Consider the following 25052-nt stretch of genomic DNA (forward strand, 5'->3'; position numbering starts at 1 on the left):
TCGGTTTACAATGCTTGAATTAAACGAACCACATGTTGGGTTGCATCGGGTTGTGCTTGCTGACGTGCTTTCACTGCCATTTCAGACAATAACTGACGGTTCATCAAGGGTAATAATAATGCTTTTAAACTCTCGGGCGTCATGCTTGCTTGCGGGCAAATTTTGGCTGCACCAATATTGGCTAAAAACTTTGCATTGACCGTTTGGTGATCATCCACTGCACTTGGCAGTGGAACAAACACCGCAGCCACACCCGCAGTCGCAATCTCGGTCACGGTTAACGCCCCAGCACGGCAAATAATTAAATCGGCATCGCTATAGGCTTGGGCCATATCTTCAATAAAAGGGTGAACTTCAACCTGAAGCTGTTCAGGGGCATCGGCATAACGCGCCTGGGTCGCCTCTGCATGGTTTTGACCACACTGATGATAAACGCTTAACGGCACATTCAATTGCTTCAATGCTTCAGGAACACGCTCATTTAACGCTTGTGCACCCAACGAGCCACCCACAATTAAAACTCGAAGCATGGCCCCTGCTTTTTCACGTTCTTGATAACGCCAAGACGGATTTAAAATTTCCGTAATTTCTTTGCGGACGGGATTGCCCGTGGTCACAATTTTATCTTGTGCAGCAAAGGTGTTTGGAAAAGCCTGACACACTGTTTTGGCAATACGTGATAACTGCGTATTGGTAAAACCCGCAATCGCATTCTGCTCATGAATAATCACAGGAATACCCAGTGCGCGCGCAGCCAATCCACCTGGCCCAGCGACATAACCCCCAAAGCCCGCGACGGCATCGACTTTGAGCTGCTTCATGTAACGCATTGCACTTAAAGTGGCTTTTAAAATTTTAAAGGGTGCCAATACTTTGCGGACTAAGCCATTGCCGCGCACACCTTGAATATCAATTTTATAAATTGGGATATCGTGATTTTTAAGCAGGCGATTTTCCATACCTGTAGGCGTAGCAAGCCACGAGACTTGACAGCCTTGTTGCTGTAATTCCTTAGCCACAGCAAGTGCTGGAAAAACATGCCCGCCCGTTCCGGCAGCCATCATCATTACATGTTTCGGCTTTGTTGGTGTTGCTTCGGTCACAGTCTAATTCTTCAATTCTAAAAATATGGAAACAAAATTCAATTTTAAGCGATCAATTGTAATCACAAACGCATAGCCGCGAAAGATTATTTACTTTTTTTCAACAGGCATTTGATTGTTTTTTTCTACTGATTTTCAAGTTTAAACTAGATTTGTTATCAGATGTGCATTTTTACTCAAACTACAGCACACAATCAGGCTCAACAGTGCAATTGGAGATATTTAAAAATAAAACAATGAAGCTGATTTGAATCAAATATTTAACATCATTCTAAAGTGTAATTCACTTCATTTTAGCGGCTAGAAATACAATCTGAGTGCATACATTTGAGTAGGATGAAAATTTGTAGTGTCTAGCAACATAATCCGCTTTATTTTCAACCAAATTTATACACTTTGCAGCAAAGTACACTTCTATGTCAAAACCGACCACCTCCATGAAGTAAAAAAGGAACCATTTCAGGCACTGCTGTCCCATAGTTTGATTTAAATAAAAAACCTGAGTCCAAATCGTTAAAATATGAGTGCAAACAAACACTTTAACGACCAGGATTCAGGTTTTGTCACATCAGAATACCGTATTTCATCAGCTTATTAAACCCGTCGTGCGACAGGATTTTGAGCAACTTGCTAAAGTACACCATGTTGGACAGAAATTTAGAGCGGCTTCAAGATGGGATCAGTTTATTGCCATCTTGATGTCTCAACTTTCCTGCAGGCAAAGTCTGAGAGATATTCAATCCAATCTGGAGTGCCAACAGGAAAAACTGAGTCATTTCGGAGCAAAGTCTATTCCCCGAAGTACACTGGCACGAATCAATGAGCAGCAGCCCGCTGCCTTGTACCAACAGCTCTTTCACAAGTTGCTTAAATACTATGAACACTCAAAAGTAGCCCATAAATTTCGCTTTAAGAATCCATTATATTCCTTGGATGCCAGTCATATTGACCTGTCGCTTTCCTTATGTGAATGGGCCAAAGTTCATGACTCAAAAGCCAGCATGAAACTCAGCATAGGATTGAATCACAGCAATGATATTCCTGAGTTTGTTGCAGTTGAAAATGGCAAAGAAAATGACATGGTACAAGGCCGCAAATTCCAGTTTCCTGCTGGCAGCATTGTAGTTTTTGATAAAGGCTATGTCGATTACCAATGGTATGCAAATCTGACCGCTCAAAACATTGGATTTGTTACACGTTTTAGGCCTAAATCTGTGTATCAGGTGATCCAGCAACATCCAGTGCTTGAATCCAAAGGTATTCTAAAAGATGAAACCATTCAGCTGAATAGCGCACATGCCCTAAAAAGAAAAGCCCCAGTGTTAAGAAGAATTGAATATAGAGATCAGCAAAGTGGCAAGCACTTTAGCTTTCTCAGCAATAACTTTCATTTAGCCGCCTCCACCATTGCGGCGATTTATAAAGATCGTTGGAAAGTTGAGCTGTTCTTTAAGGCGATTAAGCAGAATCTCAAATTAAAAGCGTTTCTAGGCCGCAGCAGGAACGCAATTCAGACACAAATCTGGATTGCGATGATCGCCTATTTATTGGTGAGTTTCGCTCAACATTTAGGGAAAACAGGTTGGACAGTTCAACGTTTACTCAGAATAATTCAAGTGAATTTGTTTGAAAGAAGAACTTTAAAAGCTTTATTTTCACCCGATAAAATACCCATAAAACAAGAGGAAGCTCAAATGAGCTTCCTCTTGTGAAAAATTGTGGGACAGCAGTGCCATTTCAGGTTCCTTTTCTGTCGTTTTAGCTGGCTTTCCCTGCTTCCAAGACATCAAATAAATCATCGGCAATCGAGGTGCCAAATTGTGCATCAATCTCACGAATACAGGTTGGACTGGTGACATTAATCTCGGTCACATAGTTGCCAATCACATCAAGTCCGACAAAAACCAAACCTTTTTCACGTAAGAAGGGTCCCACTTTTGCGGCAATCGCCTTGTCGTTTTCAGTCAAAGGACGTGCTTGACCCAACCCACCTGCGGCCAAATTCCCACGGACTTCGCCGTTTTGTGGAATACGCGCCAAGCAGTACGGAATCGGTTCACCATTGACCAGCAAAATACGTTTATCCCCTTCCACAATTTCAGGAATATAACGCTGCGCCATAATCGGACGTGTGCCCATTTCCGTCAACATTTCCAAAGTTGAGCCAATGTTCACACCATCTTGATATAAACGGAAAATTCCCATGCCACCCATACCATCAAGGGGCTTCACAATCACATCACCATGTTCTTTAATAAATTCACGGATCAGGCTTTGTTGTGAAGTCACCAATGTAGGGACTTGGAGTTCTGGGAACTGCGTGGCAAACAGTTTTTCATTACAGTCACGTAAGGACTGTGGTTTATTGATAATCCACGCGCCTTCACGTTCTGCTTGTTCCAAAATATAGGTGGTGTAGACAAAGTTCATGTCAAACGGTGGATCTTTACGCATCAAGATCACATCGTAATCGGCCAAGGACTCTTTTTGCTGTTCGCCCAACTCAAAATAATGATCGTAGTCTTCAAACACTTTTAAGGGAGAAATCAGACCAAAGGCTTTGCCTTGATCGATATATAAATCGTGTTGTAATGCATAACCCAGCTCATGTCCACGACGGCTTGCTGCCCATAACATGGCCATGGTGGAATCTTTTTTCAGATTCACCGTTTCAATCGGGTCCATCACTACCAGTACACGCATAATTCTCACGCTCATATTTTTTAAACTTGGCAAAAAGTATAGCGAAGTTTTCAGGTTTGGGTGCAACAAGTTGTGTAATAATTAAAGATTAAAAAATCTATTTTATTCAAATAACTACAACACATTGCAGTAACAAATCAGATACTAACTGCTCAATTCAACAAAGGAAGTATGCGCCTATTACCACGCGACAGCTCCTTTCCAAACCGTCTCCATTAAGCCAAAAGGCGTTGAATATCCTTGGCAATTTTTTCAGGTTTAACAATTGGCGCATAGCGTTTCACCACCTGCCCTTTTTGGTTAATGAGAAACTTGGTGAAATTCCACTTGATGCTTTGACTACCTAAAATGCCTTTCGCCTCAGACGTTAAATACTGATACAGCGGATGCGCTGTAGGACCATTCACGTCAACTTTGGCAAACATCGGGAAAGAGACTCCATAGTTACGCTGACAAAAGCTGCCGATCTCTTCATTACTCGCAGGGTCTTGCTGCGCAAATTGGTTGCAGGGAAAGCCCAAAACCAGCAGACCTTGCTGTTGATAGTCCTGATATAACTGCTCCAAACCTTCAAATTGCGGGGTTAGACCACATTGGCTGGCGGTATTCACCACCAATAAAACCTTGCCCTGATAATCAGCCAGATTTTTTTGCTCGCCTTCCAACAGTTCAGCCTGAAAATCATAAATTGTGTTCATTACATCTCTTCCATTCATCAAATGTCATTAATTAAAGTCGCTTCAAGTTCTGAACCGACCTCATTCTTAAAATAATATCGCACACAATTAACTTGCGCACAATATTATTATACACAATACACTTTTACCCCTATTTCATTTATACTGCTTTACAGACATTAACACCCAAGGACATGCAATATGGCGGACACCCCTCTTTTAGAAAACCGCGTGTGTTTTGCCATGTACTCCGCAACCAATGCCATGGTTCGTCAATACCGTCCACGCTTACAGGTTTACGATCTGACCTATCCGCAATTTATTGTTTTGTTGGCGTTATACGAGCAGGACAATGTGACGCTGACCGAGATTGGACAAAAAACCTTTTTTGACTCAGGCACCTTGACCCCCATTATTAAAAAACTAGAAGAAAAACAGTTTTTAAAGCGTGTTGCCGTCAAAGAAGATGAACGTATGAAAAAAGTCGTTCTGCTGGAAAAAGCACTCTTAGCCAAAGATAAAATTATAGCCATTCCATTTGAGCTGGCGTGTTCTTTAGGTCTAGATCCCGATGATTTGGTGGCCATCCATCAACTGTGTCAGCGCTTTTTGAATGGCTTAGAACAGACTCAACACAATAGTCGAGATACTTAAGTGCAACAAGCGATTGTCGGTTTTCATCTCGATGAAGAACATCATTGGGTGGCGGAGCTTTCCTGTGGCCACACACAACATGTCCGCCATACTCCACCATGGCAAAACCGCCCTTGGGTACAAACTGAGCAAGGACGTCAAGAAAAAATAGGCGTTCTTTTAAGCTGTAAAAAATGCATGGAAAATGCACAAAAATAATTCTTTTACATTTTCTTCAAATTTTAATGCTCATTTATCAATTTTTTAGAAAAATTAAACAGCCTGTACAGCTGTACTTTTCAACCCAGTAAAACTATGTAGAAAAAATGAATATTACCGTAAGTCTTGTTCATTTTTAGTAAATGATTATACTTCTCATTTTTATTGGCAATTCACTCTCTCCGAGCCTTAAATCATGATGAAATCTTCACCACAGCCGCTTTGTGGTTCTAACCTATTCAAATATAGCCTTCTCAGCTTTATGATTTTAAATGCGCATGCAGCCTATGCGGATGAAGCGACGCTACAAAATAATGAGAACCCCTCCTCGCAAGCGATGACAAACAAATCGGGCACAGCAGCAGTTTTGCCCACCTTAAAAATTGAGGCAATGAGTGAACTTGATCCAATCAAAAGCTATGTCGATTATGATCAGGCCAATGTCACACGGAATGGTTTAAAGAAAAAAGACATTCCTCAAACCATCGACACCATTGATGTACAGAAATATAAAATCTATGGCTCTAACGACCTCAGTGTAATGCTACAAGGCACACCAGGTGTTTCAACCAGCTACGATATGCGCGGTGATGGCATCACCCTCCGTGGTTTCTCTGCCGACTCGGGTGATATTTACCGTGATGGTATCCGTGAAAGTGGCCAAGTGCGTCGCAGTACAGCCAACATTGAACGCATCGAAATTTTAAAAGGCCCTGCCTCGGTACTTTACGGTCGTAGTGCGGGCGGTGGTGTGGTCAATATGGTGAGTAAATACGCCAACTTTGACTCGAAAAGCTCCGTCGGCACCTATGTGGGTTCTTATGATAACTACGGCGCAACAGCAGATATTAACCAAGTGTTGAATGACAATTGGGCTGTGCGCTTGACGGGTGAATACGGTGAGGCTGATAGTTTCCGTTCAGGCATCGACAGTAAAATTGAAATGATCTCACCAAGTTTCACGTATAAAAATGATGATGAAACCCTCACTTGGACCACGCAATATACCTATGACAAATTAGGTCGAGTACCAGACCGTGGACCAAGTTATAGTGTTTTACCTGTTGGAACATCGATTAAAACGGGTTTTGCTCAAAAAGACGATTATGTCGAAGATGAACTTCAAGTTATTCGTTCCGACTTAAACTATGAATTTGCACCCAATTGGAACTTCCATTGGGCTACCAGTTACCGTCAAGCCAAGCAAAACTTCGATCATTTCTATTTAGGCGGATACTGCGCCACAGAGACAACCGTCATTCGTAATGCGGGCACATGTCAGGGCCATGTTGGAGAAATCTCTCAGATTTACTACTGGCAGCAAACTGACAACAAAACCACCAGCAATACCTTTGATATTCGAGGCGAGTTCGATACAGGTATGATTAAACACAACCTTGTATTCGGTAGTGATTGGGCATATGAAGAGCGCGAACCACGTTTAGCAAATACCAATCAAAATGGCTCTGCGATTTATGGTTACGTCAACCCACTTACGGGTGAACGCGAATCTAGTCGCGGTAGTGGCCCTTTGCAAATGAGACAGCATAATTATCACGAAGGCAGCAGTTTAGGTTTCTTCGTGCAAGATTTGATTAGCTTTACACCTGAACTCAAAATGATGCTCGGTGTGCGCTATGATCAATACGATTTTAAATCGACTAATAAAATAAAAGATATTTCCCAGCACTATGATGATACAACTGTAAGTCCTAATATTGGCTTTGTATGGCAGCCTACACCACAGCACAGCTTCTATACCTCTTATAACAAGAGTTTTGCCCCTTACGGTGGACGAGGCAATATTTCAATTGATGTCGACACTGATCCAAGTTTGTATGATGCAGAACCGCAATACAATGAACAATATGAAATTGGGGTCAAAAGCGACTGGTTAGATGAGCGTCTCAATACACAGCTTTCTGTTTATGACATCAGTAAAAATAATATTCGCTACCGACCAAACCCAGATATTCTTGATAAATGGGCTGTTGGTGGAAAACATCAATCCCAAGGTTTAGAATTTAGTTTCATTGGCCGTGTGTTGGATAATGTATTTGTTCGTGGTGGCTATGGCTATACTAATGCCGAAGTAAAGAAAGACAAAGAAAACCCTCAAAATGTAGGTAATAAATTGTCTAACACCTCTAAAAATACAGGCAACCTATTTGTCCGCTACTTACCTACCGAAAAACTTTATGGTGAAGTCGGTGTGACTTATGTGGGCTCTTACTATCCAAACATCAATAACTTGACCAAGATGGATGGTTTCAATCGTGTCGATGCAGCCATTGGTTATAGTGCTGATCCATGGAACCTGACCTTAGCTGTCAGTAACTTGACCAATAAAGAATATTGGCGTTCGGACTCTATGCCAGGTACACCACGTAGCTTCCTCATGCGTTTGAACTACCAGTTCTAAACCCCTTTAGTTAAAACGCCATCTCAAGCGGAACAGGTCACTGTTCCGCTTTTTTATTCTTATCAAGGGGTGCCTAAGCCAATCGATGCATGCTTCTAACCTTTTCTGATAAAGCGCAAGAAACGGATTTTCAGGCCTGACTGGATTTGTTACTGTTTTCTTAAGTTAAATGATTTCCGCGAGTAATCATGACAGAACGTAGCAATTACGCACGTGTGGCAAAGGCAATTGAATACATTGAACAAAACTTCAAACAGCAACCCAGTTTGGCTGAGATTGCTGAACACGTACATTTAAGTCCTACACATTTTCAGCGTATCTTTAGCGAATGGGCAGGCATTAGCCCGAAGAAATTTCTGCAATATGTTAGTGTGGAATATGCAAAGTCGGTTTTGAACAATCACACAGAAAATAATATTTTTGCAGCAACCTTTGACACTGGCCTTTCTAGTACCAGCCGATTGCATGATTTATTTGTCCAAATCGAAGGGATGACGCCCGCAGAATATAAACAGGGCGGTGAAGCACTCCACATTCACTATAGTTTTGCCGAAACCATTTTTGGCTCCGTCATTATTGCCTCGACCCCTAAAGGGATTTGTCATATGGCCTTTACCGAAGTAGATCGGGATGCATTGGCCTATCTGAAAAAACAGTTCCCACGTGCGACATTTATTGAAGATCAGGATGAATTACAACGCAAAGCGCTCGCAATTTTTCAGCAAGATCAAAAAAGCCTATCAGAGATTAAACTGCATCTAAAAGGCACCGACTTTCAGCTCAAGGTGTGGCAAAGTCTGCTTAAAATTCCCATGGGGCAGCTCAGCAGTTATGCACATATTGCTCAAGAGATTGGGCAAGAGCGTGCCTCACGAGCGGTCGGAACAGCCATTGGCAGCAATCCCTTTGCCTTTTTAATTCCCTGCCATCGGGTCATTCAGTCTTCAGGGCAACGTGGCGGCTATATGTGGGGGCCTACACGTAAAACTGCGATGATTGGCTGGGAAGGTGCGCATAGCCAAACGCCAACCGAGTGAGAGAGCGAATAAAAAAGGAAGCCAAAGCTTCCTTTTTTTGTTTCAACGTTTAGACGCCATATTTCACGCGGTAGGCTTCCATTTTTGCTAAAGCTTCTGTTTCACCTTTAGCCTCTAAATAATTCATCAAATCTTTCATGGTCACCAGTGCATGCACAGGAATTTCCAATTCTTTTTGGACTTCTTGAATCGCAGACAGTTCACCTTGACCTTTTTCTTGACGGTCTAATGCCACCAACACACCTGCAATCTGCGCACCTGCATTTTTCAAAATGGTGACTACTTCACGGATTGCTGTGCCCGCAGTAATCACGTCATCAATAATCCAGACTTTTTTACCTGCAACAGATGCACCAACCAAGACCCCGCCTTCACCATGATCTTTGGCTTCTTTACGGTTGAAACCCCAAGGCACACTCACCCCATGATTTTGTGACAAAGCCACTGCTGTTGCAGCAACAAAAGGAATCCCTTTGTACGCAGGACCAAAGACCACCTCAACATTGTTGCATTCTGTCAGTTTGGCTGCATAGCCAGATGCCAGTAATGACAAGGCTTCACCGTCATTAAGTAGACCTGCATTAAAAAAATAAGGACTCACACGACCCGATTTTAAAGTAAACTCACCAAATTTAAGCACGCCACGTGATAATGCGAGTTCGATAAAAGCTTGAGGGTTAAATGTCGCTTGCGTTGTCATGCGGTGCTCCGTATTTTCAAATTGAGGTAAGACTTGCGCATGATACCAAAGAGTAGCTATCCAAGTGATCAAAAAATTTTACGTGTAGTTTCAATTAACGTAAATGGTCTACGTTCTGCAGAAAAAAAAGGGATTTTTGATTGGATTGCCACATCAGATGCTGATGTGATTTGCATGCAAGAATCTCGCATCACCCACGAACAATGGACCGATAAATTTAAACCTGAAGGTTGGCATACTCACCTGTTCCCTGCTGAACGTCCAGGGTATGCTGGCACTGCTATTTATAGCCGTTTACCGTTTGTTTCAGTCACGGATGGACTTGGTTTTGAATTGGCCGATTCTCAAGGCCGCTTTATTTCGGCTGAGTTTGACTTAGGCTTAGACCAAAACGTGTATATTTGTTCACTCTATTTACCATCGGGTTCTTCTGGTGAAGAGGCACAAGTACGTAAAGACCACTTCTTAGAAGAATACAAACAAATTTTGAAACAATGGCGTGATGAAAATAAATCCGTGATTGTCTGTGGTGACTACAACATCGTGCATAAACGCATCGACATTAAAAATTGGTCAGGCAACCAAAAAGCCTCAGGTTGCTTACTGCACGAACGCGCTTGGCTCGATCATATTTATGATGAACTTGGCTATGTCGATACTTTCCGTGAAGTGCGTCCAGAGGCTGAGCTTTATTCGTGGTGGTCAAACCGAGGACAGGCCCGAGCGAAGAACGTGGGCTGGCGCATTGACTATCAAGCGTGCTCACCTGACTGGAAAGCCCGTACAGTCAATGCTTGGGTCTATAAAGAAACATGGTTTAGCGACCATGCACCTGTCATTATTGACTACAAAATCTAGAAAAATTTAAGTATTTAGCTCATATTCAGTAAACACTTGTTTACTGAATATGAGTTTTTAACCTACATTATCTGCCGTTTTTTGAGTCTTTTTCTGATCAATCAATCAGTGCATTATGTTTCCACGGCAAAGGGACGATGTCAGGATGACAGCACAAGGACAGGACGCCGTAGGATGAAATTAAAACGAACTATGGATATAGTTGGTTTTCAAGGATGTGACAATGGACGTTGTAATGAGACCCGCATGATCAGGATGATTAAATGCGGGTTTTCTCTTTTTTAGTCTCTACTTTTTAATATTTTTTATTTTTTTATTCTATTTTTCTTTGATTTAATTCTAAAACGCTTTTATGACAAGACGATGACGCTATTGGCTTAAATCGCGACACTAGAGCTGCTCTGCTTTTTCCGTTACTCTAAACCCAGCTTAAAATTCAGAAGGGTTTTCCATGTTAAACGTGTATGGCATTAAAAATTGTAATTCAATGAAAAAAGCATTCGACCTACTGAATGAGTTAGGTTTAGCGTACGAGTTTCATGATTATAAAAAACAAGGCATTGATGCTACGACTGTCAAAACATGGCTCGATCAGATTGGGGCAGATGTGGTCCTGAATAAGAAAGGTACCACTTGGCGTAAGCTGACTGAAGCAGAACAAGACACTGCTTTAGCTTCAGAGCAAGGACTGATTGATGCCCTCACAACCCATCACAGCCTCATCAAGCGCCCCGTGATTGCAACCCCGAAGGGTTTTATTGTGGGTTTCAATGAAGATGCAATTCGTGCCCTAAAGGCATAACAAAACAAAAAAAGCCGAGCAATTGCTCGGCTTTTTTTGTTGGATGGGATTAGTTCGCGCGAATCCAAGTTTGGTTACGGCCAAGTGCAGCCACGCCAATATAACCACGAAGCTCTAGTTTTTTACCACCAGTAGCAATGTTGCCTTTTAATTTATAGGTTTTACCGGTTTGCGGATCTAAAATTGATCCACCGTCATAGCTTGTACCACCCACATTTTTCAGACCATGTACAATCGTTAAACCTTTCAAAGATTTATTTTTATACGGGCCTTCACACTTGGTACATGCATTTTCTTCACCTGGCGTCAAAATACCTTGAATACTCGCAGTTAAAGTTCCATTTTTTTGCTCAGTGAATTTAACCAAGGCTTTCGCTTGTTTAGTTTTGTCATCAATCGTTTTCCAAACAGTGCCATTCAGCGGATCTGCTGCATGAGCTAGAGCGGTTAATCCTAGTACGCTTAACGCAAGTGCAATTTTTTTCATTTTTGTCATTTCCCTAGTCTAGTATAGACGACTATCATTATTAAAAAGTCACAACAATTTTTCAATTTTTCAATGTGACCAATTAGTGTAACCTTGTAAATTATGTTGGTAAATACACAAACTCAAGGTAAAACAAATAACAAAATGGAATAACTATGAAGATTGCCGATCCATGGAAACAAATCATTACAGAGCAGTTTTTAAAAACCACGATTCGAACCCCAAGTCGCTTTAGTCTCCCACCCAGTAGTCAGCGTTTTCTTCTTGAACAAATGTGTCGTGCATTTCCGCTCAATAAGTCGATCCAGATTCGTCCTCTACGTCTTGCAGGCCTGCGTGCGGAAGAGTTAAAACCTGAAACTGAAGCCACTCAGCTCATTTTGCATATTCATGGTGGAGCTTTCTTTTTAGGTTCAATGAATACCCACCGTGCGTTTGTCTCAGACCTTGCAGCCAGCACACAAATGCAAGTCATTCACCTTGACTATCCTTTGTCACCCGAACACCCCTATCCTGAGGCCATTGATGCGCTGTTTGATGTTTATCAGTTATTATTGGAACAAGGGATACAAGCCAAAGACATTATTTTATCGGGGGATTCATGTGGTGCAAATTTAGCTCTAGCCTTGGCGCTGCGCATTCGTGATGAGCAACGTCCTCAAGTCAGTGGGCTGATTCTGCTTTCGCCATTTTTGGATTTAAGCTTAACCAGTGAATCTATTCGCTATAACAGCAAGCTCGATGCACTGTTATCCATCGAAGCCCTTGAAACAGGCATCGACTATTATGTTCCAGAGCAAATCGACCCCGCCGACCCACTTGTTTCACCTTTATTTGACGATTTAGCAGACCTCCCACCGACCCTTGTACAAGTCGGTTCGAAAGAAATTCTCTTGGACGATGCACAGCGGTTTAGAGATAAAGCGACCAAGGCTGGCGTAGACGTAACATTTAAACTATACACAGGCATGTGGCATAACTTTCAAATGTTTAATGCATGGTTTACAGAAGCTAAAATGGCTTTGGATGATATCGCAGCGTTTGCTCAAGCGCTCGACCAAGACTAGACACATCCCGCATAAAAAAAGGTCAGCTGAACGCTGACCAAATGAGGAATCATGGAACTACAGTTATTGTTATTAGATCGCTTGCACCTGCGCTAAAGCTGCTGCAATGGCTTTGTCTTTCAGCTCTGGGCCCATATTCACGCCTTCAGCACGAATGATTTCAACATCGGTCACACCAGTAAAATTAAAGACAGTTTTTAAGAAGCCTTCTTGGAAGTCAACAGGACTATTTTCACCATAGACACCACCACGACTACTGGCAATATAGGCTTTCTTGTCACCAGCCAAACCAACAGGGCCATTTTCCGTATATTTAAAGGTACGACCTGCAACACTAATGCGATCAATCCATGCTTTTAAAGTCGAAGTAATCCCGAAGTTATACATCGCCGCACCAATCACCACAACGTCCGCATCTAAGTATTGTTGAATAATACGTTCGCCCAAAGCCGATTGTTCTGCATTTTGACCCATTAAAATTTCTGCGTCTAAATGTGGAATCGGTTGCGTTGCCAAGTCCAAATATTCAACCTCAACTTGCGCATGCTTTTCGCTGAGTTGCGAAACAATGGCTTGGCTCAACTGACGAGATACAGAGGTATCCGCCATAATACTTGAATCGATGTGTAAAACTTTCATGGGATGTTCCAACATAATCTTTATTGAATAGCTGCATTTTAAAATAAGATTATCCTTAGAATAATAGACCTATTCAAAACACTATATTCTAAAAATAGAATGGTCTTTCCCTGCTGAGCTACATACTCAGTTCGTCACCTTTGATACCGTCTATTTATAAGATTGTGATATGTTGAAAGCAATGTATAAGAAATCAATCACATTATTTTAAAAAACAAAGCGGATATATCAAGGATGAAACGATTGAATGAGTTCATGGTTCTCAATATCTAAACAGCTAAGCAACAGCAAACTTTCTCATTATCTACTTGAAGAGGAAGTGATTATGAACTGGGATACCTTGAAAAAGTGTATTTTAATCCTTGTTCTCGGCTGTTGTGTCAATTTGATCTGGTTAGTTTGGGAGACTTATGTACTTCTCAACTCAGAATATTGGCATGTCGTTAATGTTAACCTTTTGCGCCACAAATTGGTTATTAATTCCATTTTTTTCATCACGTTATTGGGTTTGATTTACCCTTGCTATGCCCTACAAAAACAAGCTTGGGCAAAACGATTCCTCCCTTATATTGCGATTGGAATTTTAATCATTTCACTTTGCTATAACGGTTATATGATTGGGGTGTTTAGCCCTGTCACTATGGTGATCTATATTTGTCTGATCGCTGTGGGTTTGGTGTTATTTGAGCGAAAGATCGTGTATGCGATGTTAGTCCCTGCTACATGCTTCTTAACCTTCTCAGGCTATCTCAGTTTTATTGATGTGATTCCTTATGCTCCTATTTTTCAGATTGATGGCCAACTCTTTCTCAATGGGTTTTGGCTCCTGTCGATGCTGTATTTCGTTATTCCCATCCTAATCACTTGTCTGATTTTATTTGAAATTTTACTTAGCCAATGGCGACATCGTGAACGACTCATTCAACATTTAAGTCAGATCGACCCACTGACCAATACATTTAACCGTCGCCGTATTAGCCAAAGTTTGGAGTATTTGCATCAGCAAGATCCGCATAATCCCTATGCCGTCATCCTCTTAGATCTCGATCATTTTAAAAGCATCAATGACCAATTTGGACATCATATGGGAGATAACGTGCTCATCGCTGTGAGCCAAGAATTAAATAACCAGATACAAAAACATAACCTAGTGGGGCGCTTTGGCGGAGAGGAGTTTATCCTTATTTTAAAACATGCTTCACTCCCTAAAGCCCATCAAATTGCGGAACGTTATCGCACTACCATCGAGGCTTTAGTCATTAGCAATGATGAAGGTCAATCTATCCGCGTTACAGCTAGTTTTGGTATTGCACAATCTCACCATGGACTCAGACCTCAGCAAGTTTTGAGTCAAGCAGACAAAGCACTCTATGCCGCTAAAACCAGTGGACGTAATCAAATCAAATGCTATTTAGAAATCAATCCCGGTGAGATCAAAGATAGCGCTGCATGTGGTGACAAACACCACATTTCACCTAACTAAGCTGCTTCTGCCTGTGCCGCGTCGACCCATTTTATGACCGCAGGATGCTGCATAATGTGTTGCATATACTGCTGGCTGCGTTCAGATACAGGCAGTGCATAACTCTTAAAACGCATCACTACAGGGGCATAGAAGGCATCGGCTATAGAAAAATCACCAAATAGAAAGGGATGTTCATCTGCGCGCTGTGCCCAAATTTGTTCAATTCGTTCGACATCTGCTCTTAATTCAGCATGCTGCGCCCACAAAGCTTGCCCCTCGGCTATGCTGTACTGCGTTTGAATATGCATGGGGCACAATTGGCGTAGTGCCATAAAACTACTGTGCATCTCACAACTGATACTACGTGCTTGTGCTCTCAAATGGGTCAGTTTGGGCCACAGGGCTAAATCATGATTTTGCTCGGCCAAATATTCACAGATGGCTAAAGAATCCCAAATTTTAAATTCACCCACATCCAATACGGGCACTTTAGCATTGGCATGAATGTGGGACAGTTGCTCTTTAAAACTGGGGTTTGTCGCATCAAAGCGAACCAGTACCTCTTCAAAATCAATGTTAAATGCGGTCAATACCAACCATGCTCGCATCGACCAACTGGAGTAATTTTTATTGGCAATATATAAACGTTGCATACCCGCTCTCCTTCAGGTTAAAAACGTTGTAATTGAGCTAGCAGTTCAGCCTCAGTAAATGCACCGGTTAAACGTAAACCACGAATTTCTTGTTGTGAGGCATCTAAGAATAGATAGGTCGGTGGTCCTAAAATATCCCACTGGTTTAAGAGCACTTGATGGGTTGCATCGTAATGACTCAAATCCAATTTAATCAAATAATATGGCGCAAGCGCTTGCTGTACCTTTGCAGACTTTAATATACGGTGTTCAATCGGCTGACAAGCAACACACCAATCCGCATAGACATCGACAATAATCTTTTGACCTTTTGGTGCTTGTGCCAAGAGCTGCTTAAACTCCGTTGCCGTCGCTGCCACATGCCAACGCTCAGATGCAGCCATTGGTGCTTCAAAGAAACGCTGACTCTGCTGATATTGGCTATAAGCAATATACGTCCCGCCAATGACTAGAGCCACGATGTACAGCATACGCAATTGCGTTTTATGCCACATCAAACGATACAACACATAGATGATAAAGCTTAACCCTAGCAGCAGACTCAGTGCTTGCATCCATGTTTCAGAAAGCAAAGGACGCACAAAATACAGCGCCAAAGCCAACATGATGAAAGCAAAGAATACCCGAACCTGATTCATCCACAGCCCAGCACGAGGCAATACCTTAGCGCCCAGTACGCTTGCCAGTAACAGCGGTGTACCCATACCAAAGCCTAAGGTGAACAACAAAATGGCCCCTTGCCACTGACTTTGTGTCTGTGAAATAAATAGTAAAGCGCCTGCCAAAGGCGCCGTCATACACGGTCCAACCAACAGCGCAGAGATCATGCCCATAATCGCAGCACTGATCAGGCTGCCACCCTTTTGCATAGACTGGATATGATCGAGTTTATTCACCACGGCTTGCGGCAATTTAAGTTCAAACAAACCAAATAGATTGAGCGCGAATAAAACAAAAAGAATGCTAAAAGCAATCAGGGTGGATGGCTGTTGTAACCAACGCTGAAAGTTCAAACCTGCAGATGAGGCCACCAAGCCCAAAATGGCATAGACCATGGCCATACTGCACACAAAGACCAAGGCAATCATCCATGCTTTGAGGCCTTTGCTATCGCGAATAATTAAAGAGGTTAAAATCGGCAACATCGGTAAAGAACACGGCGTAAACGCCAGTAATATCCCGAGGCCAAAGAACAGTAATAAACCATAGGCCAACGAGCTTTTGGCTAACTCTTCAGACCAAATTTGATCTTGCGCAGCCATCGTATCAGAAGCTGTTGCGGCGGGTTCAGCAGTGACTGTGGGGTTGATCGGCTCAAATTGCGGATTCGATTGCGCGGCTAAATCTAACAGTCGTTTTGATCCACCTGCTTGGTCTTGTAGGCTGACCAAACCATTTACATCCGTTTTAAACTCAATGCTTTGCGGCGGATAGCAAATACGATCTTTGGCACAGCCTTGCCAAGTCACCTTATAGGTCTGCGAGGCCTGTGTATCTAAGTCAAATTGCACTTGTTGATAATAAACTTGGGTGTGTCCATAGTTTTCATCATACAGATCATGCGCAGGCGGTAGCTCAAGCTTAAGGGGCTGACCCGCCTGTTGCACTTCAAATTTGTGCTGATACAGATAATACTGTTCAGGAATATTCCAGTGCAGTTGAGCCTTATGCTCAGTCGTGGATTCCACTGTAAATGGAAAAGCATCTTCAGCTGAAAGAAGTGGAGTTTCCGCATGAACGTTTAGGATACTGGCCCAGATACACAGATTGATGATCAATACTGACAGCGCCAGATACCACGTTTTGCCGCTCATCCCCTGTTTCAGATGAAGATGCTTTTTCATAATATGTTCTTTTTTCTAATTAAAATAAGTATGAAACGCCAAGGCCTGAATAATAACTTTTATCTGCACCATTTAAGTCGACACCAACACTTGCGTCCAACTGCATCCGATTATTCACCGCATACATGACACCTGTACCGAGCGCATATTCATTGTCTTGACTTTCTGCTTTACGGTAAACCAATTCAGAAAAACCACTGAGTTTATCGGTAAATTGATATTCTAAAGTCGGAATCGCAGAAATGGCCCAATCACTATTTTGCACTTCATAACGCATGGTGATGGATGTCGACACGAGGTCGCTATAATCGTATGCCACCACAGATGACAGGCTATAAATATCATCTTCATTGGTGAAACCATCATTACCTGTGGCAATAATCGCTTCAGCCAGCACTGCCATACTCAAGCGCTCATCATCCAAGGGAATCGCCGCTTTCACACCGACACTGACATCACCCAAACCGTCTGTTTCAGACTTATTGCCTGCCACTTTCACTTGTTGCCAAGAAGGTCCAGCCCAACCCAATTGCAATTCGATGTTTTCAGCTAAACCTGTGCGCAATAACATATCTGCATTTAAGCTGGTGGTTTTGACTTTTTCACCATCAGCCGTGGTCGATTCAGCATAGTGCGCATTGGCCAAGCCCTGCTCCCAAGCCAACTGCCCCACAGGTGTAATCCCTGTCCCTATGCCCGAACCAGGACGATCAAAAGAAAAATCTGCTGCCATCGCATTCATACTGAACCCAGCGGCTACACATAAACCTAAATGTTTTAATTGCATCATGATGATCTCGCTGTTTAAGCTAATTCTTTTGTCATTTTTGCGCCATGCTGACGAAGCAACTCTAAGGTTTGCTTTTCTTCAGCCAATGCTTCGGCCCAATTAATTTCGTCAAATTCACAATCAAAGAATAAATCGCTAATGGAGGATAAAATAGTTAAGCCATCTTCATCTTTGGTGTTTGGATCGACTTTTTCGTCCAATAAACGTTTGACCGCTGGCGCACATGCAGCACTTGCCGCATCCCAAAGTGGGCCATAAATTTCTTCCGTATCCCACAAATGCAAGTTTGCTTTGCCATGAATCAGTTGTTCTAAAATATCTAAATGTACCGCTAGAGTCTGTTGTTTTTCTTGTTCTGACAGTGGCGCACCTGCTTCATACGCTTCGCAAATCGCTTCCCACCATTTGAATAAGCCGTCTGACCAAACAGAAATCACAGGTCCTTTTTCAGGATCGATAAAATTGAGACTTAACCCATCGGTCAATAGACGTTGAACTTGTTGAAGATCTAATTCTTCAAGTGCTTGCACGAAAGCTTGTTGTTGCGCGGTTAACATGGAGATGACGCTCTTCAATTCAGTTTATTCTATTATGCCGAATAAACGGGACATTTGTTATCCGTAATGTTGGATAAAAGTGAGTGCCCAGCATGAAAAAAGCCCCTGATTGAGGGGCTTTTTTCAAATTCGGTGAGGTTTAATCTTCCTCATCATCAACTAGGCCATCATCCTGATCTGCATATACAGGTTGGCCAGTACGTGGTTTATCATTTTTTTCAAAGGTATGTTCTAAACTACGTTTCAGGCGATCGATCGCGCCATGAATCGCAGTATCGACATTATGACCTTTATGATTTACAACCACGGGTTTTAAACCTGCTGGACGCGCTTCAATCATACATTGAATGTCGTCATCTCCGCCTTTATGGCTATTGGCATCACTTAGATGCACTGAAAAGTGGGTAATTCGCTCACTGTGACGTTGAAATTCTTGATTCAGCTCTTCGCGTATATAACTAATTAAACGGTCACTATTTTGAATGTTTTTATCTGTACGGATTTCTATGTTCATAAAATAACATCCTCTCTCTTTCTTTATTCGACTCTTTTTTTGTACGAAGATTTTTATCTCTTGGCACACTTGTAACTTACTGTTTTAACAGTATTCGACCATCTTCAATTGCTTTGGAATGTAACCTCCATCGATTGAATGATGAACACTTTTGAGTCTGCAGATCTGTGTCCTTCTCCTTTGAATATCGGGCCTAACTGAAAATTATGCAAGTGATATTTTTAAAAAAATATGAAAAGGATACTTATTGTGACAAGCCCTTACTTGCATGGCTAAAAACAGATGGATTTGATTCCATCTTCTAACTATTCACGTGACTTCATTGGCTAGAATAAACAAAAAAATCTAATGATTATGACAACTTCAATTACGGCAGGAATGACTGCAAACATCGATCATTCATTCTTTGCAAACATCCCCAAATAAGTGCAAACCCTGTTGCATTCTAGGATTTTCCCGAGCTGTATCATGTCGATATTGCTAAATTTATTATTCAATCACCTAACATTTTTTCCAAGAAGCTCCATATCAAATTAAGTGTCATGCCTGAAAGGTAACATTAAACCATTTGGTAAAAAAAGTATAAAAAATGGCTCATTTTCAAGTTTATTTTCCATGACATTCGTCAAATTTGGCTTTATTTTTGCTTAATAATCGGTATCCTGTATCCGATTTTTTGGGGAAATATTCATGAAACTGACTCAACTTGCTGCTTTCTTAGCATTATCTTCTGCTGCGGCAATCTCTCAAGCTGCGCCAATTTGGCAAGACTTTAGCATCACTGGTTTATATGGTGAAAACTATGCTCATCCTGTAAATATGGATGACAACAACCAGCAAACGACTGCAACTGTAGAATATACTGCTAAGTTAAAATATGGTGATTTTTTCGGCTTTGCTGACCGTGCTCACAATGACTTTGAAAACAGCACATATTTCGAGCTTTCTCCTCGTTTAAGCTTAAGCGCAGTGACAGGGACTAAATTAGAAGCTGGTCCAATCAAAGATATTTTAATTGCAGGAACATGGGAAGCGAACAGCTCTAACTACCCAGGTGCAGACTTCAATAACTACCTCTATGGTATTGGTTTTGATCTTGCTATTCCTTATTTCCAATATGCTCAGCTTAACTTCTACAAAGCAGACAATGAAAAAGGGACTACTGATGACTACCAAATGACTGCTGCCTACGGTATCCCAGTTAAACTTGGTTCAGAAGATTTTCTTATTGACGGCTTCCTTGACTGGTCAACAGGTGAAAATGCAACTCATGCAAGTGAGTTAAACTGGACAACTCAATGGAAATGGAATGTAGGTAAACACATTTCTCCAGATACACGTCTTTATGTGGGTGTTGAGCACTCAGTTTGGAACAACAAATACGCCATCAAAGGTTTAGACCAAAATGACGTAAGTGCATTAATCAAATACCACTTCTAATTCACTTTTGTGAATATCCAAAAGCAAGACTTCTGTCTTGCTTTTTTTTATGCAAAAGCAGCATGATACCCCTCCCAACGCATACAACCTTGCCCTCATGTCTTTTCTCATTCGTCCAGCCACTGAACACGATCTGCCCGAGATCCAAAACATTTATAATGCAGAAGTCTTACATGGCATGGCCACTTGGAATGAACATGCCTATGATTTAGCGCATTTCCAAAAACAACTACTACACTTTCAACAAAACCAATTTCCATTTTGCGTGGTGGAAGACCAAGAAACGCAGGCTATTGCTGGCTTTGCAGACTATGCCACCTTCCGTAATTTTTCAGGCTATCGTTATACCGTTGAGCACTCGATTTATATTTCACCCAACTATGCCCGTCAGGGCTTAGGTCAACAGCTTTTAGCGTATTTGATTGAACAAGCAAAAATGCAGCACATGCATGTCATGGTTGCAGGAATAGACCACGCCAATCTGGCTTCAATTGCTTTGCATGAAAAGTTTGGCTTTGTACAAACTGGCCATATGCCCCAAGTCGGACAAAAGTTTGGGCAATGGCGTGATCTGGTGTTGATGCAACTGCTGTTAAATCAGTGAGGTCGGGACTAACTTGTCACTGGTGACGCTGATCACGGCATAGGTATGCTTGGCCGCATGTTCATAAAAGTTTCTGAGCTGAGCAAAGACTAAACTCAACTCGGCAAATTGCAATTCAATCGATTCGGTCTGGATGCCATGTTCCTGTTCTAAGCGTTTCAAACAATTGGTTTGCATATGCTTTTTAAAGTCTTCGATATCCAATTTTGCTAAAGCTTCCTGGACTTCAACCACACGCACCGCGGTGTTATAACGTACCTCTGTAAGTTGTTTTTGGCGCTCTGCCAAGTGATGCTCGGCTTGCAAACTCAAAGCCAGTAAAGAAGTGCCAGACTTAAAACTGCCTTCCAATAAGGTCTGTAAGATTTTCCAGTTTTTACCTAAAAGCAGATGTGACTCGATGTGCTCCGAATTCAGCACATCGTCGACAGAAATAGATTCTAAAATCAACGTTTCCAAAGCATTGGGCGGAATACTTAATAATAATGTGTCCATATGGCTGCTCTTATTGTTGTTGCTTTCCCTTAGCTTAACGCGTCTAAAAGCACACTGCTCAAACAATTTGTATGAGTAATTTTTCATACAAAGTTAAAGACGACCAACCTTTACTTCCAACCCAAAGGCCGGCCAACACAGACTATAATTTACCCCTCCTAGCAAATGTATATATTGAGACTCAAACAATCGAATCCCTCAAGGGAGTTTTCGGTTTTGATTGGAGAGGACAGAACATCATTGTGATATTTTTCAGCTTGATGAAAAAATTCAAATTACACGTCTAGATCATCCCTAACCAAGTATTTATGCGTTAATATCTCATTTAATTATTCAAAATAATCAGAGGGATAAATGGCAAAATTTTTTAAATACAAGTGGTACTAATTTTTTTCTTGAAGAACTCATCAAAAATGCAAAAGAACGCCTTATTTTAATTAGTCCTTATCTCCGTTTAAATGACCGAATTAAGGAATTACTCGAAGATAAAGATCGTCTCAAAATTGACATTCGTATTGTCTATGGAAAAAGTGATTTACACCCAGACGAAATTAAATGGATGCAAAAATTGGATTATGTTCGCGTTAGCTTTTGCAAAAACTTACATGCAAAATGCTATATCAATGAAAGTGAATGTATTATTTCAAGTCTAAACCTTTATGAGTTCAGCCAAGTCAATAACAATGAAATGGGGATCTTAGTCCGTAAGTATGAAGATAATGAAGTCTTCAAAGATGCTTATGAGGAAGCTCAAAGGATTATCCGTATTAGTGATGAAGTACGTATTACTCTAGATGAAGTAAAAGCTGAAGCTTCTCCAGTTTCAGAGATGAAAGAAAGCGAAGAAGAAATAATTTTTACCAAACTAACGACTGCAAAACTCGCAGCAAAAGTTGGAATTAAAACCCCAGACTTATTAGAAAAATTAGTCAATAAAGGCTATTTAAACCTTACAGAAAATGGAAAACATTTTCTTACCGATTCAGGAAAAGCTATTGGTGGTGAGTTCCGAACTGGTCAGTATGGTATTTATTTTTTATGGGATGAAAATACTGAGATTTAAAAACAATAAATCCCTCCAAACCTTAATGCCAGTCAGTTAAGAAATTGACTGGCATTTTCTTGGATATTTTTGTGCTTTAATTTTCACTACTCGCGGACATTGCCTTTGCCTTTTTTCAGGTAATACAAATATTTTAGATTGTTCAAATAATTGTGCTAAATGTTTGGGTAGATTTCCTGCTGATTCTAAAGGTGTGTGCCTTAAGATATTGATAATACTCATAGATGCAATATGGAAACTGATCCTTAAAGGACTCACCTTTGCATGTTCAGCGATAAACCTCATCTGTCTTCTTAAGATATTATAAGCAATAAATACCCCCCACAATTCTTGATATAGTTAAATCACTATAAAACTAATACAAATAAGCCTATGAATTATTTATAGTTTTTTATAATACTGTATGGACAATAAAGTAGTTTGACTATAGACCAAATCAGGTTGTTTGCTTCTTAAAATTCTTGCATCCTGTAAATCACTTTTAATTTCCCGATAACACATTTCTATTTCCCAACGCTGGATATAAAGCATTGCAAGGTCTTTGAATGGATAAACTTTAGAATCTGTTAATGATGTAATGTAACGTCTTATTTTTCCTGCATATTCAACTTCAATTAAACGTGCTTCCCAATAGTCACCCAATGACGGATTTATCTTTTTTGCTCTTGCTGAAACAGGCATTTTGATCTGAAAGTCATGGGCCGCATTATGATGAATCACTTCATAACGCAGGTTGTCCTTTGCTCGCATCAACCAATGACTCTCTTCTGCCTGAGATTGCCAACTTACTAAAAAATCAGCAGAGAAGTAAGCACGATCAAATAGGGTAATACTGCGAACTGGTGCTTTTAATTGACTGGCTAAGGTTAATTCACCTTGATCCATACTGCCAATTTGGGCATCAATCATTTCATGCGTATTGGTATTCACCAGGCAAGTCGCTCTGACTTGTGGGTAAGGGGCAGCTGCTGTTTTGCCTTTGGATGAACCAAAGTGCTTAAAGTTTTCTTCTGTATGAGGCATAGACCAAACAACACCATCTACAGCACAAACGCATAGACCGTGAAAGTTGCTATATTGTTGTTGTGAGTCTTTAAACCATGCCTGACTTAATGTCGAAAATAAAGCACTCATGGGCTCTAAGCCTAAGCGCTGTCTTGCTTGTACGGATGCACTCGGTACACAGTATTCTGCCGTACCGAAAACAAGTTGCAATTGTTGAACCACATACCAAATCGGTTGATTTCGAAATAGAGCAAGTCCGATCACCAGCCAAACAACATGTTCAGCAGGCAGTTTTCTTTTTCGAATTGATGCTTTACCTGTTTGGTTTAAGCAATCTTCAATCCAGTTTAAATCAATCAATTCACTGAATTGTGAAAGTGAAGGTAGGGTTTGTTTTAATGTTAAATCTAAATTCTGAGATAAATTCATAAAAAAAGAGCGTATTTACATACGCTCTTTTTACAGTATTTTAACTTTTTTTGCTTAACTGACTGGCATTACCTCCAAACCTCCCTTTTAAAAGGGAGGCTTCCCCCTCTCCCTTTGGAAGAGGGGGAGAATAAAAAAGCTTAAATCGCTACCAATTCTCGAATACCTTTTGCAGGCATTTCACAGCCTGCCCCTTGCGCAATCACTTGTCCACGGGCCATGACGGTATATGCATCGGCCAGCTCCTCGGCAAAATCATAAAACTGCTCGACCAAAACCACCGCCATGTCGCCGCCATCCGCCAGTTTACGAATCACTCGACCAATGTCTTTGATAATAGAAGGTTGAATGCCTTCTGTAGGTTCATCCAATATTAACACCCGTGGTTCTGACGCTAAAGCACGTGCAATCGCCAATTGCTGCTGCTGCCCACCCGATAAATCCCCACCGCGACGATGTTTCATTTCCTCTAATACCGGGAATATTTCATACAAATGCTCAGGCACTTTTCGAGTTTTCGCCCCCTTAAACTTGGCCATACCAATCAGGATATTTTCTTCAACTGTTAAGGTTGAAAAAATATCACGCCCTTGCGGCACATAAGCCAAACCTGCACGCACGCGTTGCTCGGGACTCATTTTCGAGATGTCCTGACCATCAAGTAGAATCTGTCCGGACTTGATCGGTAAAATCCCCATTAAACATTTCAGTAAGGTGGTTTTCCCAACGCCATTCCGCCCCAGCACCACGGAGCACTCTCCCACAGGGGCCTGAAATGAAACATCTCTTAAAATATGACTGCCACCGTAAAACTGATTGACGTCTTTGACTTCTAACATGGTCGGC

Annotated in this window: 25 protein-coding genes and 1 pseudogene; 12 read left to right on the plus strand and 14 right to left on the minus strand. The window is 41.4% G+C overall.

Annotation, left to right across the window (positions count from 1 at the left end; all coding sequences use genetic code 11):
* Positions 1 to 5 precede the first annotated feature (5 nt).
* Positions 6 to 1103 carry an undecaprenyldiphospho-muramoylpentapeptide beta-N-acetylglucosaminyltransferase gene (gene murG / locus AC4CUX_RS06250; RefSeq protein ID WP_201952875.1) on the minus strand — a complete coding sequence of 366 codons (1098 nt, stop codon included), beginning with the start codon at positions 1101 to 1103 and terminating at the stop codon, positions 6 to 8.
* 560 nt (positions 1104 to 1663) lie between these two features.
* On the opposite strand from murG, the gene AC4CUX_RS06255 reads away from it, so the two are divergent.
* Entirely contained in the window at positions 1664 to 2815 is a 1152-nt protein-coding gene (locus AC4CUX_RS06255; RefSeq protein WP_019384352.1) for an IS4-like element ISAbe18 family transposase, read from the plus strand.
* A gap of 46 nt (positions 2816 to 2861) precedes the next feature.
* Here the strand turns inward: AC4CUX_RS06255 and gshB are convergent, their stop codons facing one another.
* Positions 2862 to 3806 (minus strand): glutathione synthase, encoded by a 945-nt coding sequence (gshB, locus tag AC4CUX_RS06260; protein WP_058870511.1) that lies wholly within the window; start codon positions 3804 to 3806, stop codon positions 2862 to 2864.
* Between the two features lie 215 nt (positions 3807 to 4021).
* On the minus strand, positions 4022 to 4504 hold the full coding sequence (locus AC4CUX_RS06265) for a glutathione peroxidase (RefSeq protein ID WP_201952878.1): 483 nt from the start codon (positions 4502 to 4504) through the stop codon (positions 4022 to 4024).
* A 180-nt stretch (positions 4505 to 4684) separates the two neighbouring features.
* On the opposite strand from AC4CUX_RS06265, the gene AC4CUX_RS06270 reads away from it, so the two are divergent.
* The 4 genes from AC4CUX_RS06270 to AC4CUX_RS06285 all read left to right on the plus strand — a co-directional run bounded on the left by AC4CUX_RS06270 (position 4685) and on the right by AC4CUX_RS06285 (position 8794).
* The gene (locus AC4CUX_RS06270) at positions 4685 to 5137 is read left to right on the plus strand and encodes a MarR family winged helix-turn-helix transcriptional regulator (RefSeq protein ID WP_201952881.1); all 453 of its coding nucleotides are present in this window, start codon (positions 4685 to 4687) and stop codon (positions 5135 to 5137) included.
* Complete coding sequence (locus AC4CUX_RS06275; RefSeq protein ID WP_159152743.1) at positions 5138 to 5335, plus strand: DUF3565 domain-containing protein; 198 nt, start codon at positions 5138 to 5140, stop codon at positions 5333 to 5335.
* A gap of 196 nt (positions 5336 to 5531) precedes the next feature.
* Complete coding sequence (locus AC4CUX_RS06280) at positions 5532 to 7757, plus strand: TonB-dependent receptor (protein WP_490792241.1); 2226 nt, start codon at positions 5532 to 5534, stop codon at positions 7755 to 7757.
* Positions 7758 to 7945: 188 nt separating this feature from the next.
* Positions 7946 to 8794: a methylated-DNA--[protein]-cysteine S-methyltransferase gene (locus AC4CUX_RS06285; RefSeq protein ID WP_201952887.1), complete on the plus strand. Its 849-nt coding sequence runs from the start codon at positions 7946 to 7948 to the stop codon at positions 8792 to 8794.
* Positions 8795 to 8843: 49 nt separating this feature from the next.
* On the opposite strand, the gene pyrE is transcribed toward AC4CUX_RS06285, so the two are convergent.
* Entirely contained in the window at positions 8844 to 9494 is a 651-nt protein-coding gene (gene pyrE, locus AC4CUX_RS06290) for an orotate phosphoribosyltransferase (RefSeq protein ID WP_004691742.1), read from the minus strand.
* A 39-nt stretch (positions 9495 to 9533) separates the two neighbouring features.
* Between pyrE and AC4CUX_RS06295 the strand changes: the two genes are divergently transcribed.
* Both AC4CUX_RS06295 and AC4CUX_RS06300 read left to right on the plus strand, forming a co-directional pair.
* A complete protein-coding gene (locus AC4CUX_RS06295; protein ID WP_201952891.1) occupies positions 9534 to 10352 on the plus strand; it encodes an exodeoxyribonuclease III in 819 nt (272 codons plus the stop codon).
* Positions 10353 to 10803: 451 nt separating this feature from the next.
* Complete coding sequence (locus AC4CUX_RS06300; RefSeq protein WP_058870519.1) at positions 10804 to 11154, plus strand: Spx/MgsR family RNA polymerase-binding regulatory protein; 351 nt, start codon at positions 10804 to 10806, stop codon at positions 11152 to 11154.
* A gap of 49 nt (positions 11155 to 11203) precedes the next feature.
* Here the strand turns inward: AC4CUX_RS06300 and AC4CUX_RS06305 are convergent, their stop codons facing one another.
* Positions 11204 to 11641 carry a DUF2147 domain-containing protein gene (locus AC4CUX_RS06305; protein WP_201952894.1) on the minus strand — a complete coding sequence of 146 codons (438 nt, stop codon included), beginning with the start codon at positions 11639 to 11641 and terminating at the stop codon, positions 11204 to 11206.
* 155 nt (positions 11642 to 11796) lie between these two features.
* Here AC4CUX_RS06305 and AC4CUX_RS06310 point away from each other — a divergent pair, with 155 nt between their 5' ends.
* Positions 11797 to 12708 (plus strand): alpha/beta hydrolase, encoded by a 912-nt coding sequence (locus tag AC4CUX_RS06310; protein WP_104221641.1) that lies wholly within the window; start codon positions 11797 to 11799, stop codon positions 12706 to 12708.
* A gap of 72 nt (positions 12709 to 12780) precedes the next feature.
* Here the strand turns inward: AC4CUX_RS06310 and AC4CUX_RS06315 are convergent, their stop codons facing one another.
* The gene (locus tag AC4CUX_RS06315) at positions 12781 to 13347 is read right to left on the minus strand and encodes an FMN-dependent NADH-azoreductase (protein WP_201952897.1); all 567 of its coding nucleotides are present in this window, start codon (positions 13345 to 13347) and stop codon (positions 12781 to 12783) included.
* 247 nt (positions 13348 to 13594) lie between these two features.
* Here AC4CUX_RS06315 and AC4CUX_RS06320 point away from each other — a divergent pair, with 247 nt between their 5' ends.
* Entirely contained in the window at positions 13595 to 14830 is a 1236-nt protein-coding gene (locus AC4CUX_RS06320) for a GGDEF domain-containing protein (RefSeq protein ID WP_201952900.1), read from the plus strand.
* Here AC4CUX_RS06320 and AC4CUX_RS06325 read toward each other — a convergent pair.
* From AC4CUX_RS06325 to AC4CUX_RS06345, 5 genes are all read right to left on the minus strand, one after another.
* Positions 14827 to 15465 carry a glutathione S-transferase family protein gene (locus tag AC4CUX_RS06325; RefSeq protein ID WP_201952903.1) on the minus strand — a complete coding sequence of 213 codons (639 nt, stop codon included), beginning with the start codon at positions 15463 to 15465 and terminating at the stop codon, positions 14827 to 14829. The genes AC4CUX_RS06320 and AC4CUX_RS06325 overlap by 4 nt on opposite strands.
* Positions 15466 to 15482: 17 nt before the next feature.
* Positions 15483 to 17309, minus strand: a complete 1827-nt coding sequence (gene dsbD, locus AC4CUX_RS06330; protein WP_201952906.1) for a protein-disulfide reductase DsbD — start codon at positions 17307 to 17309, stop codon at positions 15483 to 15485.
* A gap of 19 nt (positions 17310 to 17328) precedes the next feature.
* Entirely contained in the window at positions 17329 to 18099 is a 771-nt protein-coding gene (locus AC4CUX_RS06335) for a transporter (protein ID WP_201952908.1), read from the minus strand.
* A 14-nt stretch (positions 18100 to 18113) separates the two neighbouring features.
* Positions 18114 to 18656 (minus strand): hypothetical protein, encoded by a 543-nt coding sequence (locus AC4CUX_RS06340; RefSeq protein ID WP_004978318.1) that lies wholly within the window; start codon positions 18654 to 18656, stop codon positions 18114 to 18116.
* Positions 18657 to 18795: 139 nt separating this feature from the next.
* On the minus strand, positions 18796 to 19170 hold the full coding sequence (locus AC4CUX_RS06345; RefSeq protein ID WP_094148409.1) for an HPF/RaiA family ribosome-associated protein: 375 nt from the start codon (positions 19168 to 19170) through the stop codon (positions 18796 to 18798).
* Between the two features lie 690 nt (positions 19171 to 19860).
* Here AC4CUX_RS06345 and AC4CUX_RS06350 point away from each other — a divergent pair.
* Positions 19861 to 20610, plus strand: coding sequence for an outer membrane protein OmpK (locus tag AC4CUX_RS06350; protein WP_201952911.1), 750 nt, complete (start codon positions 19861 to 19863; stop codon positions 20608 to 20610).
* Between the two features lie 49 nt (positions 20611 to 20659).
* The gene (locus tag AC4CUX_RS06355) at positions 20660 to 21214 is read left to right on the plus strand and encodes a GNAT family N-acetyltransferase (protein ID WP_201952913.1); all 555 of its coding nucleotides are present in this window, start codon (positions 20660 to 20662) and stop codon (positions 21212 to 21214) included.
* Here AC4CUX_RS06355 and AC4CUX_RS06360 read toward each other — a convergent pair.
* Complete coding sequence (locus AC4CUX_RS06360) at positions 21203 to 21709, minus strand: DUF1877 family protein (RefSeq protein ID WP_114837815.1); 507 nt, start codon at positions 21707 to 21709, stop codon at positions 21203 to 21205. The two genes, AC4CUX_RS06355 and AC4CUX_RS06360, sit on opposite strands and share 12 nt — an antisense overlap.
* Before the next feature lie 331 nt (positions 21710 to 22040).
* On the opposite strand from AC4CUX_RS06360, the gene AC4CUX_RS06365 reads away from it, so the two are divergent.
* Entirely contained in the window at positions 22041 to 22772 is a 732-nt protein-coding gene (locus AC4CUX_RS06365) for a phospholipase D family protein (RefSeq protein WP_201953771.1), read from the plus strand.
* A gap of 36 nt (positions 22773 to 22808) precedes the next feature.
* Here AC4CUX_RS06365 and AC4CUX_RS06370 read toward each other — a convergent pair.
* Positions 22809 to 24206 (minus strand): annotated as a pseudogene (locus tag AC4CUX_RS06370) (IS4 family transposase).
* Positions 24207 to 24346: 140 nt separating this feature from the next.
* A complete protein-coding gene (gene urtE, locus AC4CUX_RS06375) occupies positions 24347 to 25045 on the minus strand; it encodes an urea ABC transporter ATP-binding subunit UrtE (protein ID WP_078388296.1) in 699 nt (232 codons plus the stop codon).
* Between the last annotated feature and the right edge of the window lie 7 nt (positions 25046 to 25052).

The sequence above is a fragment of the Acinetobacter sp. 231_lipA genome (assembly GCF_058243005.1).

Excerpts from the sequence above, each read along its gene's own strand:
- gshB (WP_058870511.1), bottom strand. The coding sequence starts at position 3,806 with ATGCGTGTACTGGTAGTGATGGACCCGATTGAAACGGTGAATCTGAAA.
- AC4CUX_RS06265 (WP_201952878.1), bottom strand. The coding sequence starts at position 4,504 with ATGAACACAATTTATGATTTTCAGGCTGAACTGTTGGAAGGCGAGCAA.
- AC4CUX_RS06270 (WP_201952881.1), top strand. The coding sequence starts at position 4,685 with ATGGCGGACACCCCTCTTTTAGAAAACCGCGTGTGTTTTGCCATGTAC.
- AC4CUX_RS06280 (WP_490792241.1), top strand. The coding sequence starts at position 5,532 with ATGATGAAATCTTCACCACAGCCGCTTTGTGGTTCTAACCTATTCAAA.
- AC4CUX_RS06285 (WP_201952887.1), top strand. The coding sequence starts at position 7,946 with ATGACAGAACGTAGCAATTACGCACGTGTGGCAAAGGCAATTGAATAC.
- pyrE (WP_004691742.1), bottom strand. The coding sequence starts at position 9,494 with ATGACAACGCAAGCGACATTTAACCCTCAAGCTTTTATCGAACTCGCA.
- AC4CUX_RS06295 (WP_201952891.1), top strand. The coding sequence starts at position 9,534 with ATGATACCAAAGAGTAGCTATCCAAGTGATCAAAAAATTTTACGTGTA.
- AC4CUX_RS06300 (WP_058870519.1), top strand. The coding sequence starts at position 10,804 with ATGTTAAACGTGTATGGCATTAAAAATTGTAATTCAATGAAAAAAGCA.
- AC4CUX_RS06305 (WP_201952894.1), bottom strand. The coding sequence starts at position 11,641 with ATGAAAAAAATTGCACTTGCGTTAAGCGTACTAGGATTAACCGCTCTA.
- AC4CUX_RS06310 (WP_104221641.1), top strand. The coding sequence starts at position 11,797 with ATGAAGATTGCCGATCCATGGAAACAAATCATTACAGAGCAGTTTTTA.
- AC4CUX_RS06315 (WP_201952897.1), bottom strand. The coding sequence starts at position 13,347 with ATGAAAGTTTTACACATCGATTCAAGTATTATGGCGGATACCTCTGTA.
- AC4CUX_RS06320 (WP_201952900.1), top strand. The coding sequence starts at position 13,595 with ATGAGTTCATGGTTCTCAATATCTAAACAGCTAAGCAACAGCAAACTT.
- AC4CUX_RS06325 (WP_201952903.1), bottom strand. The coding sequence starts at position 15,465 with ATGCAACGTTTATATATTGCCAATAAAAATTACTCCAGTTGGTCGATG.
- dsbD (WP_201952906.1), bottom strand. The coding sequence starts at position 17,309 with ATGAAAAAGCATCTTCATCTGAAACAGGGGATGAGCGGCAAAACGTGG.
- AC4CUX_RS06335 (WP_201952908.1), bottom strand. The coding sequence starts at position 18,099 with ATGATGCAATTAAAACATTTAGGTTTATGTGTAGCCGCTGGGTTCAGT.
- AC4CUX_RS06340 (WP_004978318.1), bottom strand. The coding sequence starts at position 18,656 with ATGTTAACCGCGCAACAACAAGCTTTCGTGCAAGCACTTGAAGAATTA.
- AC4CUX_RS06345 (WP_094148409.1), bottom strand. The coding sequence starts at position 19,170 with ATGAACATAGAAATCCGTACAGATAAAAACATTCAAAATAGTGACCGT.
- AC4CUX_RS06350 (WP_201952911.1), top strand. The coding sequence starts at position 19,861 with ATGAAACTGACTCAACTTGCTGCTTTCTTAGCATTATCTTCTGCTGCG.
- AC4CUX_RS06355 (WP_201952913.1), top strand. The coding sequence starts at position 20,660 with ATGCAAAAGCAGCATGATACCCCTCCCAACGCATACAACCTTGCCCTC.
- AC4CUX_RS06360 (WP_114837815.1), bottom strand. The coding sequence starts at position 21,709 with ATGGACACATTATTATTAAGTATTCCGCCCAATGCTTTGGAAACGTTG.
- urtE (WP_078388296.1), bottom strand. The coding sequence starts at position 25,045 with ATGTTAGAAGTCAAAGACGTCAATCAGTTTTACGGTGGCAGTCATATT.